This window comes from Planktotalea sp., from assembly GCF_050633725.1.
GTDB lineage: Bacteria > Pseudomonadota > Alphaproteobacteria > Rhodobacterales > Rhodobacteraceae > Planktotalea.
Map to the genome: position 1 here is coordinate 62,865 of NZ_JBOEHB010000008.1, position 12,390 is coordinate 75,254.

Genomic DNA, 12,390 nt, shown 5'->3' on the forward strand with positions numbered 1-12,390 from the left:
AAATGGGTGCCAAATGTGCCGAAACTTGGGCAGCAGAGGGTCCAAATTGGGAAAATCCTTACAATTCTCTTAGTTTGTTTCCAAAAACGTAGCTAATTCGCTCAAATAACTGGGCGCGTACGCAGAAAAAGATAAAGCGGCAGACCGCAACTCAGCCCGATGCAAAACGTAGCTGGGATCGCAATCAGCGCACTCCAATTGCGGCGCGCCGCAACTTCGGCCAATATCCAAACCGTTAAAGCAATTGCAGCAATCGTCAAATCCCAGACAAGTCCCGAGCTGGCCAAATTGCTATTCCAAGCGGACATCATCTTTCCGATGTCTAGCCCTTCTTGTCGAAACCAACGAATAAAATAGTACATCGGATGCGCTGCGCCCCAAACTGCCAAAGCGAAATAAATCATTCGGAGCACAGACATAGTTACCCTCGTTTCTAAGACGCGGCTGCGGCGCTAACAGGCGGAGCCTCTTCCGCTTTGTCAGACTTCGGTTCTGGCTTGGTCGGCATCCCATCTGCCCCGCAAGAGGCAAGAAATGCCGCCATGACCAACAGGCTTACCAAATGCTTCATGCCAAAACCCCACGCCAACGCGCGACCTGAGCGCGCACTTGGCTTGGCGCCGTGCCACCATAGGACGTGCGCGAGGCGACTGAGGCCTCAACCGTAAGCACCGAATATACATCTTCCGTGATCTCGCTATGAACCGATTGTAATTGCTCAAGCGACAAGTCAGGCAGATCACAGCCTTCTTTCTCTGCCAAAGCGACCAGCGATCCTGTTACGTGATGGGCATCGCGGAACGGCATGTTCAGCGCCCTTACGCACCAATCCGCCAAATCCGTCGCCGTTGAAAAACCTGATCCAGCCGCCGCAGCAAGGCTCTCTTGGTTTGCCGACATATCGCGCACCATGCCATCCATAGCCGCAAGCGCCAGCATCCAGTTGTCCGCGGCATCAAAGACCTGTTCTTTATCTTCTTGCATATCTTTCGAGTAAGCTAACGGAAGGCCCTTCATCACAATCATCAATGCCGTGTTTGCCCCAAAAATCCGACCGATTTTGGCACGGATCAGCTCTGCTGCATCGGGGTTCTTCTTTTGGGGCATAATCGAAGAACCGGTAGAAAAACGATCCGACAATGTTACGAAACGGAATTGCGCTGAGGACCAGATCACCAACTCTTCCGCCAAGCGGCTTAGATGCACTGCGCAAATCGACGCCGCGCTCAGGAACTCCAACGCAAAATCACGATCGCTCACCGCATCCAGCGAATTGGCAGACGGGCGATCAAAGCCAAGCGCCTGCGCGGTCGCATCGCGGTCAATCGGAAAGGATGTTCCAGCCAAAGCAGCAGCGCCCAAAGGCGATTCATTCATGCGCGCACGTGCATCGCGCACCCGAGATAAATCGCGCCCCAACATTTCGACATAGGCCATCATATGATGACCCCAAGTCACAGGTTGCGCGGTCTGCAAATGTGTAAACCCGGGCATGACCCAATCTGCGCCCGCCTCAGCTTGATCCAACAAGCCGCCAATCAATGACAAAATAGCGCCTTCAGCCGCGTCTAACTGATCCCGCACCCAAAGTTTGAAATCTGTCGCAACCTGATCGTTCCGCGAACGCGCTGTGTGCAAACGCCCTGCTGGCTCGCCCACAATCTCTTTCAGGCGGGATTCCACATTCATGTGGATGTCTTCCAAAGCAGCGGAATACTGAAACGTTCCGCCCTCAATTTCTGACAAGACCGTGAGCAGCCCTTCCCGAATTACGCTTGCATCGGTATCTGTGATGATACCTTGCGCGGCGAGCATCGCTGCATGAGCGCGAGATCCGTCAATGTCTTGGCGTGCCATACGCTTGTCAAACCCGATAGAAGCATTAATTGCTTCCATGATCGCATCGGGTCCGGCAGCAAAACGGCCGCCCCACATTTGGTTCGAAGTTGAATTGGTCATAGGCCTACCCTTGGAGGGAAAATGAGAAATATCGTTGTTGCTGTGATGTATACCGCTCTGCTGTTAGGTGCAAACCTAGCGCACGCAAATATGAGCGAAATTGCCGCGATGCGTAGCGGCGATATGGGAAAACTCAATTTCCACACCGTGCCAAAGGCAACATCAGAACAAAGCTACATCAAAGAGGATGGCAGCGAAGGCACCCTTGCGGACCACCAAGGCAAAATCGTTCTGCTAAACTTTTGGGCCACTTGGTGCGCGCCATGTCGTAAAGAAATGCCAATGCTTGCTGAGCTGCAAACAGAACTTGGCGGAGAAACCTTTGAAGTTCTCACTCTGGCGACCGGTCACAACCCGCCCCCGGCAATGAAAAAGTTCTTTAAAGACAGCAATATCACAAACCTGCCGTTACACCGGGACCCGAAACAGAAAATCGCGCGGGACATGGGGGTCTTGGGGCTGCCAATTACTGTAATCCTAAACACCGAAGGCAAAGAAATCGCGCGCCTTCGCGGTGACGCTGACTGGTCTTCCGACACGGCCAAAGCCATCCTGAGCGCACTCATAGAACACACTAACCCGACGCAGTAATGCTTCTTTGGTCCAAAAATATCTCGGAGTTTGAGGCAGCGCCTCAACCCGCCCCGTCAGGGGCAAAACTGCGCGCCTGTTAGGGCGCACAATTGTCTCAAGCAGCTTCGTGGGCGAGTATCGCAGCTTCAGATTTCGACAAAATCCTGCGCGCATAGCCGCCGTAACTGTTTGGATCTGCTTCAAGCTGGTCATTTACCTGTGCAAGACGCGCGCGGTCATCCTCTGGAATTGTCGATAAGGCGGTTGACGCGGGGTGGAAACTTTCCGTCTCAACTCCATTGGCCATGACAATCTGATGGCTTGGTAACATAAGATGAATGTAGGTCACTTCCTTGACCTGCGTATCCGTCGTTACCGTCGATCCGTTTATCAAATCTTTTGCCGCCACAAGAACTTCGGGCGTGTTGAAGAGATCTCGCGCAACGGCCCCTTTGATCAGCATTCGATGGTGCGGCGAGACGAGGAATTCCTGTTCCGGCTTCTCAACACCAAAAGCACCAGCGCGAATGCGCACAGGGCGCAGTTCTGGCATAGCGAACAATCGGGCCCCCGTCATTCGCCGCGCGCCAATCCATTGGATATCCTGTGCGCCGCTGTCGCGTGTCTGAAGCCGATCGCCTTCACGTAGATCTTCAACCAATCGCGCCCCATCGGGCGTATCGATTAACGTACCGGGCGTGAAGCAAATGACACCACCTGTAGAAACGGACACCATTTCATGGCTTCTTGCATCAATCGTGTGATGCACGACCCAAAGATCAACATCCTTTGGCGGCATTTCATCCAAGAACATCAAGAGCGGAGCCTTGCTCCCTGCGACATCAATCACAGTGATCGTGTAACTTTGCGCTCCGTCAGTCACCACAAAACTGCTGTCTCGTATCGGGTGATCGACGTCTACATCGTCCAGATTTTTTACATCCGTCAGCGCGGCGCCAACAAGTTTACGTACCATTTTTGCCGCGCGTTTGCGAATACTCGCATCCCCGTCTGCCTCATCCAATCGCAACAATTCGACTGGTCCATCAACGCGTACTGCGTCGCCGGTCCAAGCCCAAGCCGTACCCACATCAAGAGACTGCAATGGAACAGCCCCCATACCATCTAACTTTGTTTGCGACCAAGATATGACAAACGTGCCTCGAAAGCCCGTTTTCATATTCTAGCTCTGCCTCGTTCTTCTTTTATTATTACCAAAAGGTTAACAAACGAAGTTAAAGCAGGAAAGATTAATCCGGAATGCACCTAGGGATTGTGGCTAGAATGTCTCAAAACTTGAGAGCCAAGCGGATTGAGCCCACAACTTGCTCACTTGCTTGACTGGTATATTCGCGCCCCAAATAGGTAACACCAAAGAACCCGTGACTGGTTTTTCCCTGCCAAATAAGGCCCGCGCGTGCGCGATCTCGGTGATCTGTCAGCGTAAAACCAAGGCTTGTCGGCAGGTATTCGCTTTGTGCTACGATTGCAGTGTCCACGCCCATCACGAATGAAACCCCGCCTTCACCTAGCAAGATTGTGCGATACCTTTGACCGGTTATGCCGTCACGAACCATCAGATCATTGCCAGTCAACTCGCCAAATTCAAAATCAACACCGACCCGAGCAAGCATCTCAACGCCTGCGCGTGCCTCTACAAACGGGCGCAGATGCGCGCGTTCGCCAAAGCTAAATGTGCGACCAACTTCGACGACGCCGCCGGGATAAATCTTGTTCCCGATCTGCGCATTGCGCGTCGCGAGCGAGGGTGGTGCAACCCCGATCCCATCATGAAGCGCTGTTTGAAATTGATCGAGCCGCGTCTGCGGTCCCGTCGCCACCAACTCCGCACCAAGCGAGTATTCAAGGTGGGCGCGTTGAAAATGCGTGTGCAAACCAGCAGTCACCGATCCAGCAAAGGGACGATCGCCTGGCGCAGGATTTACTAGGTTATCTGGGGACTTAATGTCTGCCTGCAAACGAAATTCCAGAAATTCCCCGAACCGCGATGGCAGTTTTCCCGCCCAAGCTTCACCGTAGATTCGGCTGGCGACGTAGGATCCTGTTTGGCCCCGATCCTTCAGATCACCCAGAAAGTCATTGTTAATGAGACGGCCATATCCAAGCTGAACGATTTCACCCGAGGATGCTAAGCTTGGCAAAAAAGCAGCTATGCTCACACAGGCGGCTTTCAGGATAGCTCCAAAATGGTTCATTTGCGTCTTCCCAATTCAATCCCGAAGCAACGCTACAATTACGCGCGTGCCGTGCATGAAGCCAGCCCTTAGCAACCCTACGGACCAGCCAATCGATTTCTGTGTCAAAAGCGCCGCGTTTTTGGGCCAGCCTTGGCCGATCTCTTGGCCGCAGGATTCTCCTAGATGGTGGCCCAAACACGCAATCTTTCAACGAATGTTCCCGAAACGGTTACGATAGAAACATGTCCGCAATTGGGCGAAGATCGATTAAACGGGCAAAGCCGTGGTTTTGAACACCGTGCGCAGCGCGAAAGAACTTTGCATTTGAGCAACCCCCGGCAACCGCGCCAAATACTGGCGGTGAATACGCGCGAAATCTTCTGTGTTCTCGGCCACAACCTTAAGCAGGTAATCCGCACTACCCGCCATCAAATGACATTCCAGAACATCGGGAATTCGCGCAACAGATTTCTCAAAGGCATCCAGCACGTCGTCTGCTTGTCCGCTTAGCGTAATCTCGACGAACACTGTCGTGGGAACCTGCATTTTTCGAGCGTCCAGCAGGGCGACATAATCGCGGATATAGCCATCCTTCTCCAACCGCTGCACTCGCCTATGGCAAGCGGACGGGGACAAGTTCGCTTTTTCAGAAAGCTCTGCATTCGACATCCGCCCGCTCTTTTGCAGCGCCGCCAATATACGCTTATCGGTCGCATCTAGGCTCATCTGTCGTCAATCCTTGCATCTGATTGCCAAAATATAGTCGTTTATTGCACAGCTTTCGCCGAAAGAGGGCGATATTTCACAACACTTGCACGACGCCTTTGCCACTTTCAAGACATACGCAAGGGAGAGATGCGATATGAAGATTGGTTGCCCCACAGAAATTAAGCCGCAAGAGTTCCGTGTTGGAATGACACCGAATGCAGCCCACGAAGCTGTTTCACACGGTCACAGCGTTCTCATTCAAAGCGGCGCAGGCACGGGTGCTGGCTTTAGCGATGAAAACTATATCACCGCAGGCGCAGAGATCGCAGCAAATGCGCAAGACGTGTTCGCGCGTGCGGATATGATCGTGAAAGTGAAAGAACCGCAGGCAGCCGAGCGCAGGATGTTGCGCGAAGGTCAAATTCTATTCACCTACCTGCATCTTGCTCCGGATCCTGAACAAACCAAAGATTTGATTGCTTCTGGCTGCACCGCCATTGCCTACGAGACAGTAACAGATCGCAACGGCGGGCTGCCTTTACTCGCCCCAATGTCAGAAGTCGCAGGAAAACTCGCGCCCCAAGTCGGCGCTTGGACCTTACAAAAAGCCAATGGTGGTCGCGGTGTTTTGATGGGCGGCGTGCCGGGTGTTGGCCCTGCAAAGGTTGCAGTTATCGGCGGCGGCGTTGTGGGGACACATGCCGCGCGCGTCGCGGCTGGTATGGGGGCACAAGTCACCGTTCTGGACCGCTCACTGCCGCGCATGCGGTATCTTGATGATATTTACAGCAGCATTTTCAAGACAAGTTATGCCAGCGCGGGCAATACCGCTGAACTGGTCGCCGAGGCAGACATGGTCATCGGCGCGGTTCTGATCCCCGGCGCGGCCGCACCAAAGCTAATCACGCACGAGCAACTCGGCACGATGAAGCAAGGCGCGGCAATTGTGGACGTTGCGATTGATCAGGGCGGTTGCTTTGAGACCTCCAAGGCCACGACGCACCAAGATCCGATCTATGATGTTGACGGGATCATGCACTACTGCGTTGCCAACATGCCGGGCGCCGTCGCGCGCACGTCAACGATCGCTCTTGGCAATGCGACGATGCCCTTCATGCTGGCCATAGCCGACAAAGGGTGGAAGCAAGCCTGCGCTGATGATCCACACCTCCTGGAGGGCCTCAATGTCCATGCGGGCCAATTGACGTACTTCGCTGTTGGTAAAGCGCTCGGTCTCGATGTGACTTCGCCGCAACTGGTGATCAAATAGAAAAAAGGGCGGCACCGAGTGGGGCCGCCCTTTCAATTTCATTTCGAAGTCGCGATTATTTTTTCAACGCGGCCAGAATGTCTGCAAGCAATTCTTCCTGCGTTGGGCCAGCTGGTGCTGGCTCTGGCGCTGGCTCTTCCGCCTTCTTCGTCTTGTTCACGGCCTTAACCAACATGAACACAACAAATGCGATGATCAGGAAGTTGATGATCGCCATGATGAAGCGGCCCCATGCAAAGACGGCTGCGCCTGCTTCTTCAGCTTCTGTGATAGACCCATACTCGCCTTCACCCAGCAATGTGTACTGACCAGCGAAATCAACGCCGCCCATGAACAGGCTGATGATAGGATTGATCAAGTCACCAACCAATGACGTTACAATCGCGGTAAACGCCGCGCCGATGATGATACCAACCGCCATGTCCATGACGTTGCCCTTGGCGATGAAATCTTTGAATTCTTTAATCATGATAGTTCCCCTAGTTCCGTTTCCCTGTCTGCGCTTAATTTTCTATTGCATTTGCGCAGGTCCATATTGGTGATTTCGCACATGAAAGCCACTGTTTTAATGGGAAAAGATGCCCAAGTTCGTCACAACCGCATAGGAGAAAACCATGAACACCCTCAGCCAATTCGCCATAACCAAACGCTGGCCCACAAAACATGAAGATAAAATTCAGCTTTTTTCATTCCCGACCCCGAACGGAGTGAAAGTCTCCATCGCGTTAGAGGAGCTGGGGTTGCCTTATGAGCCTCACCTCGTCACTCTCTCGGATGCAGACGTGAAGAGCGATGAGTTCCTCTCGCTCAATCCCAACAACAAAATTCCGGCGATTATTGACCCCAATGGACCAGACGGCGCGCCCATCGGCCTGTTCGAGAGCGGCGCAATCCTGCTCTATCTCGCAGAGAAGACAGGCAAGCTGATTGGTTCAAACGCATCCGATAAGGCGCGCGTGACCCAGTGGCTCATGTTCCAGATGGGTGGCCTTGGCCCGATGCTCGGCCAGCTTGGGTTTTTCTACAAATTCGCAGGCTCTGAAATCGAAGACCCCCGCCCGCGCGAGCGTTACATCAACGAGGCCAAGCGCCTCTTGGCTGTTGTGGACAAGCAGCTAGACGGTCAGGATTGGATCGCAGGCGAGTATTCCATCGCCGATATCGCAATCGCCCCTTGGCTGCGCGCGCTAGATTTCTACGAAGCACGCGACATTGTTGGCTGGAACGATCACAAGAACGCAGTCGCCTATCTGGATCGCTTCCTTGAGCGCCCCGCGGTGCAGATTGGTCTCAACACCCCAGCGCGCCCTGCTTAAGCAGGCAGCGTCCCGTTCAAAACATAGCGCAGAATATCTGCGACTTGCTGTGGCTCTTTGCAAACCGCGAGGGCCGCAGCATCCACCTCTTTTAGCGCATGCTGATGCTCGTCCTGATGCAGGATGATCAAGGATTTCCCGAGCGCCGCAGCATAGCCCGCGTCAAACGCCGCGTTCCACTGTTTGTACTTCTCACCAAAGCGCACAACGACAACATCCGCATCCGCAATGCCTTTGCGCGTGCGGATGGCATTCAGCTTGGCACCTTTGTTGTCATGCCAAAACTTGTCTGGCTCTGCGCCCATGATCGCAACGCCGCAGTCATCGCTCGCATCGTGATCGGTCACAGGGGCCGAGAAAGACACGTCCAATCCCTCGGCACCCGCGATGATCTGCTCGCGCCAATCCGTGTGGATTTCACCTGAAAGATAGATCTTTAGCATTCCCAGCACCCTTCATTTTCCAAAATAAACTCTCGCCGAAGGCGAAACTATACCTTAACCGCGCAGCACACCGCCCGTGGCTTTACCAACCTTCTCGATGATCTTCGCTGCAACCGCTTCGATCTCCGCTTCTTTCAACGTTTTGTCAGCGGGCTGCAGGCGCACCGTCACAGCGATAGACTTCTTACCTTCACCAAGGCTGCCACCGATGAATTCATCGAACACGCGCACACCTTCGATCAGGGCCTTGTCCGCGCCAGCCGCCGCGTTGACCAAGGTCAAAGCCTCGACATTCGCATCCACGACAAAGGCAAAATCACGCTCAACCGCCTGCAAATCACGTACAACAAGCGCAGGGCGCGTTGCCGATTTCTTCTTCGGCAGCGGAACTTCCGCAGGCCAAATGGTAAAGCCCATCGCAGGACCTTTGACATCCATCGCGGCCAAAACCTTTGGGTGGATTTCGCCGAACACGCCAAGCACTTTCTTAGGCCCGAGGCAGATCACGCCGTGACGGCCAGGGTGCCACCACTCAGCGCCTGTGCGCAAGATTTGCACCTTTGCAGGGGCACCAATCGCCGCCAAGATCGCTTCGGCATCCGCCTTCACATCAAACACATCAACGCTGCGCGCCTCACCGTGCACGTCCTTTGGACCTGTGCGACCCACGATCAAGCCTGAAATCTGCACATGCTGCTCACCCGGCTCACCGCCGTGGAAGGCCGTGCCAACCTCAAAGAGCGATTGATCCATCGCCCCGCGCGCTTGGTTACGGGCAGCCGCCTGCAAAAGACCGGGCAACAAAGCTGGGCGCATATGGCTCATTTCAGAGCTGATCGGATTGGCCAGCATGCTCGCATCATCGCCGCCACTAAAGAGCGCAGCAGAGGCCTGATCAATGAAGCTGTAGGTCACGCATTCATTATACCCAAGCGCCGCCGCGGTGCGACGCGCCGTGCGTTCGCGCAGCTGCATGGGGGACAAAATCGCCTCTGTGATGCCAGCTTTCAAAGCAGGCAAAGGCGTGCCCACCAGACCCGTCAGGGATTCGATGCGTGCGACTTCCTCAACAAGGTCCGCCTCGCCTTGCACATCAGGGCGCCAGCTTGGCACTTGCGCCATATCGCCGTCCATCACAAAGCCAAGCGCTTCCAAAGTCGCGCGCTGCGTTTCGGCAGGAATATCCATGCCAACGAGCGAAGAACACCGATCCGTATCGAGCTTATAGGCACGCGAAACATCAGGCACCGCGCCCGCTTGGATCAATTCAGACGCTTCACCGCCCGCAACATCCACAATCATGCGCACCGCATGCTCAAGACCGACAGGCGTGAAGGCTGGATCAACGCCGCGCTCAAAACGGTAACGCGCATCGGAATTGATCTTCAAAGCACGGCCCGTGTAAGCGATCTGGATCGGATCCCAATAGGCGCTCTCAACGAAGACATTGACCGTTTCATCGGTGCAGCCCGTTTCCAAACCACCCATGACCCCTGCAATGCTCTCAGGGCCTTCATCGTCAGAAATGACCATCTGGCCCTTTTGCAGCGTGTACTCTTTGTCATCCAAAGCAACGATCGTCTCGCCGCCCGCCGCGCGGTGAACGCGCAGGTTGCCTTTGACCTTGTCCAAATCGAAGACGTGCAAAGGACGGTTCTGATCGTATGTGAAATAGTTGGTCACATCGACGAGGAAGCTGATCGGCCGCAGCCCAATCGCGCGCAGGGCGTCTTGCATCCACGCAGGGGACGGGCCGTTTTTCACGCCCTTGATCACGCGGCCACAGAAAACGGGGCACCCATCAAGCGTATCTTCGTCAATCGTGACAGAGACATCCGCCTTAAAGCTGCCTGCGACAGGTTCAACATCGCACGCCTTCAGTGTGCCAAGCCCACGCGCCGCCAAATCACGCGCAATGCCGCGCACGCCAAGGGCGTCAGGACGGTTCGGCGTAATCGCGATCTCGATCACAGGATCAACCTTGCTCGGGTCATTCTCTGCCAGCCAATCGACAAAGGTCTGACCCACCTCGCCAGAGGGCAATTCGATAATGCCGTCATGCTCCTCGGAGAGCTCCAGCTCACGCTCGGAGGCCATCATGCCGTGGCTCTCAACGCCGCGAATATTGCCAACGGACAGCGTCACATCAATACCCGGCACATAATCGCCCGGCTTACACAGAACCACAGTGATCCCCTCGCGCGCGTTCGGTGCGCCGCAAACGATCTGTTGTAGGCCCTCGTTGGTTTCAACTTGGCACACGCGCAAACGATCCGCATCGGGGTGCTGCTCGGCGCTCTGAACCTTCGCCAAAGTAAAGGACTTCAACGCATCCGCAGGGTTGCTTACCTCTTCCACTTCGAGACCGAGGTCGGTCAGCGCGTAGAGGATCTCATCCAAAGATGCCTCGGTCTCAATGTGCTTTTTCAGCCAGGACAGTGTGAATTTCATCGCTTTATTTCCTGTTTACTTAAGGCCGAGCGCTTCGCGGGCGAGCGCATGCCAATCTGTGTCGATGCCTTCGGGCACCTGTACCCAATCCTTGAACGGTCTGCCTTTGCCCGACGGATCGAACGGCACTGCCTCTGGATGGGAGACGAATATCTCTTCAACGCGGGATGCGCCGAGTTTGAAAACCATGCTGTCTTGATAAAAAGACAAGACAGGCTTTTGCCCCGCCAGCCGCGCGCAGGGTTTACCGAACATTTGCGCGGTTTCGAGGCTCGGAGCCTCATCGCGCATTTCGTCGATAAACTCTTCGAAGACCTGCGGGATTGCCATTAGAGCCCCGCCGCCAAGTTCGGCTGGTTCAAGCTAGAAAAGCCATAGTGACGCAACCAGCGCAAATCTGAATCAAAGAACGCGCGCAGATCGGGGATGCCGTATTTTAGCATCGCCATGCGGTCGATGCCCATGCCGAAGGCAAAGCCCTGCCATTCGTTCGGGTCAATGCCGCCCGCTTGCAGAACCTTCGGGTGCACCATGCCAGAGCCGAGCACTTCGAGCCAATCATCGCCCTCTCCCACTTTGACGGAACCGTTTTCCCAAGAGCACTGTATATCCACCTCGGCGGAGGGCTCCGTGAACGGGAAATGCGAGGCGCGGAAACGGGTTTTCACGTCCTTGCCAAAAAAGGCAGAGAAGAACTCTTCAAGCGTCCATTTGAGGTTCGCCATAGAGATGTCTTTGCCAATCGCGAGGCCTTCGACCTGATTGAACATCGGCGTGTGAGTCTGATCGTAATCGGCGCGGTACACACGGCCCGGGCAAATGATGCGGCAAGGGGCACCATGCGCTTCCATATGGCGAATTTGCACGGGGGAGGTGTGCGTGCGCAGAACATGCGGCGGGCGGTTATCGCCCTCGGCGCGGTGCGTGTAGAACGTGTCCATCTCTGCGCGCGCAGGGTGGTGGCCGGGAATGTTGAGCGCATCGAAGTTATACCAATCGGACTCAATCTGCGGACCTTCCGCAACAGAGAAACCAAGATCGGCAAGGATCGTGATGACCTCTTCGGTGACTTGCGAAATCGGGTGGATCGTCCCTGCAGGGCGCTGACGGGACGGTAAAGTCACATCGAGCCATTCACCGCGCAAACGCTCATCAAGCGCCGCATCGGCAAGGGCTGTTTTCTTTGCCGCTAAGGCCGAGTTGATCTCGTCCTTCAAAGCATTCAGTTTCGGGCCAGCGACCTGACGCTCTTCCGCGCTCATCTTGCCCAGCTGGCGCATTTGAAGACTGATCTCGCCCTTTTTGCCGACCGCTTGAACCCGCAGGTCTTCCAACGCGCTTTCGTCACTCGCCGCAGCAATTAAGCTGACGTATTTATCTCTTAGATCATCCATGACGGGCCTCGCGGAAACTATAGTGCAATGTGTTGCGTTGTGAGTTACCCGCTTGCCCCCTCGCGCGCAAGCGAGAGG

At 54.9% G+C, this 12,390-nt stretch carries 14 protein-coding genes; 3 read left to right on the top strand and 11 right to left on the bottom strand.

Going from position 1 to position 12,390, the window contains the following annotated elements; all coding sequences use genetic code 11:
- Positions 1-101 precede the first annotated feature (101 nt).
- From ACRBCU_RS08805 to argH, 3 genes are read right to left on the bottom strand one after another with little or no spacing between them, the layout of a single operon-like run.
- Positions 102-419 carry a DUF2834 domain-containing protein gene (locus ACRBCU_RS08805; protein ID WP_431365009.1) on the bottom strand — a complete coding sequence of 106 codons (318 nt, stop codon included), beginning with the start codon at positions 417-419 and terminating at the stop codon, positions 102-104.
- Positions 420-433: 14 nt separating this feature from the next.
- Positions 434-571 carry a hypothetical protein gene (locus ACRBCU_RS08810; protein WP_431365010.1) on the bottom strand — a complete coding sequence of 46 codons (138 nt, stop codon included), beginning with the start codon at positions 569-571 and terminating at the stop codon, positions 434-436.
- Entirely contained in the window at positions 568-1,959 is a 1,392-nt protein-coding gene (argH, locus tag ACRBCU_RS08815) for an argininosuccinate lyase (RefSeq protein ID WP_431365011.1), read from the bottom strand. The genes ACRBCU_RS08810 and argH overlap by 4 nt, the downstream gene beginning before the upstream one ends.
- A gap of 21 nt (positions 1,960-1,980) precedes the next feature.
- On the opposite strand from argH, the gene ACRBCU_RS08820 reads away from it, so the two are divergent.
- Positions 1,981-2,550 carry a TlpA family protein disulfide reductase gene (locus ACRBCU_RS08820; RefSeq protein ID WP_431365012.1) on the top strand — a complete coding sequence of 190 codons (570 nt, stop codon included), beginning with the start codon at positions 1,981-1,983 and terminating at the stop codon, positions 2,548-2,550.
- 97 nt (positions 2,551-2,647) lie between these two features.
- Here ACRBCU_RS08820 and ACRBCU_RS08825 read toward each other — a convergent pair whose 3' ends face one another.
- The 3 genes from ACRBCU_RS08825 to ACRBCU_RS08835 form a co-directional block, all read right to left on the bottom strand.
- Entirely contained in the window at positions 2,648-3,712 is a 1,065-nt protein-coding gene (locus ACRBCU_RS08825) for a Hint domain-containing protein (protein ID WP_431365013.1), read from the bottom strand.
- Between the two features lie 109 nt (positions 3,713-3,821).
- A complete protein-coding gene (locus ACRBCU_RS08830) occupies positions 3,822-4,748 on the bottom strand; it encodes a lipid A-modifier LpxR family protein (RefSeq protein WP_431365014.1) in 927 nt (308 codons plus the stop codon).
- 249 nt (positions 4,749-4,997) lie between these two features.
- The gene (locus ACRBCU_RS08835) at positions 4,998-5,456 is read right to left on the bottom strand and encodes an Lrp/AsnC family transcriptional regulator (protein ID WP_431365015.1); all 459 of its coding nucleotides are present in this window, start codon (positions 5,454-5,456) and stop codon (positions 4,998-5,000) included.
- Between the two features lie 136 nt (positions 5,457-5,592).
- On the opposite strand from ACRBCU_RS08835, the gene ald reads away from it, so the two are divergent.
- A complete protein-coding gene (ald, locus tag ACRBCU_RS08840; RefSeq protein ID WP_431365016.1) occupies positions 5,593-6,708 on the top strand; it encodes an alanine dehydrogenase in 1,116 nt (371 codons plus the stop codon).
- 55 nt (positions 6,709-6,763) lie between these two features.
- Here the strand turns inward: ald and mscL are convergent, their stop codons facing one another.
- Positions 6,764-7,177, bottom strand: coding sequence for a large conductance mechanosensitive channel protein MscL (mscL, locus tag ACRBCU_RS08845; RefSeq protein ID WP_431365017.1), 414 nt, complete (start codon positions 7,175-7,177; stop codon positions 6,764-6,766).
- A gap of 145 nt (positions 7,178-7,322) precedes the next feature.
- Here mscL and ACRBCU_RS08850 point away from each other — a divergent pair, with 145 nt between their 5' ends.
- Positions 7,323-8,024, top strand: a complete 702-nt coding sequence (locus tag ACRBCU_RS08850) for a glutathione S-transferase family protein (protein ID WP_431365018.1) — start codon at positions 7,323-7,325, stop codon at positions 8,022-8,024.
- Here ACRBCU_RS08850 and ACRBCU_RS08855 read toward each other — a convergent pair.
- From ACRBCU_RS08855 to pheS, 4 genes are read right to left on the bottom strand one after another with little or no spacing between them, the layout of a single operon-like run.
- Positions 8,021-8,467 carry a YtoQ family protein gene (locus tag ACRBCU_RS08855; protein WP_431365019.1) on the bottom strand — a complete coding sequence of 149 codons (447 nt, stop codon included), beginning with the start codon at positions 8,465-8,467 and terminating at the stop codon, positions 8,021-8,023. The two genes, ACRBCU_RS08850 and ACRBCU_RS08855, sit on opposite strands and share 4 nt — an antisense overlap.
- A gap of 54 nt (positions 8,468-8,521) precedes the next feature.
- A complete protein-coding gene (gene pheT, locus ACRBCU_RS08860) occupies positions 8,522-10,918 on the bottom strand; it encodes a phenylalanine--tRNA ligase subunit beta (RefSeq protein WP_431365020.1) in 2,397 nt (798 codons plus the stop codon).
- A 15-nt stretch (positions 10,919-10,933) separates the two neighbouring features.
- Positions 10,934-11,248: a hypothetical protein gene (locus ACRBCU_RS08865; RefSeq protein WP_431365021.1), complete on the bottom strand. Its 315-nt coding sequence runs from the start codon at positions 11,246-11,248 to the stop codon at positions 10,934-10,936.
- Positions 11,248-12,312: a phenylalanine--tRNA ligase subunit alpha gene (pheS, locus tag ACRBCU_RS08870; protein WP_431365022.1), complete on the bottom strand. Its 1,065-nt coding sequence runs from the start codon at positions 12,310-12,312 to the stop codon at positions 11,248-11,250. The genes ACRBCU_RS08865 and pheS overlap by 1 nt, the downstream gene beginning before the upstream one ends.
- Positions 12,313-12,390 lie beyond the last annotated feature (78 nt).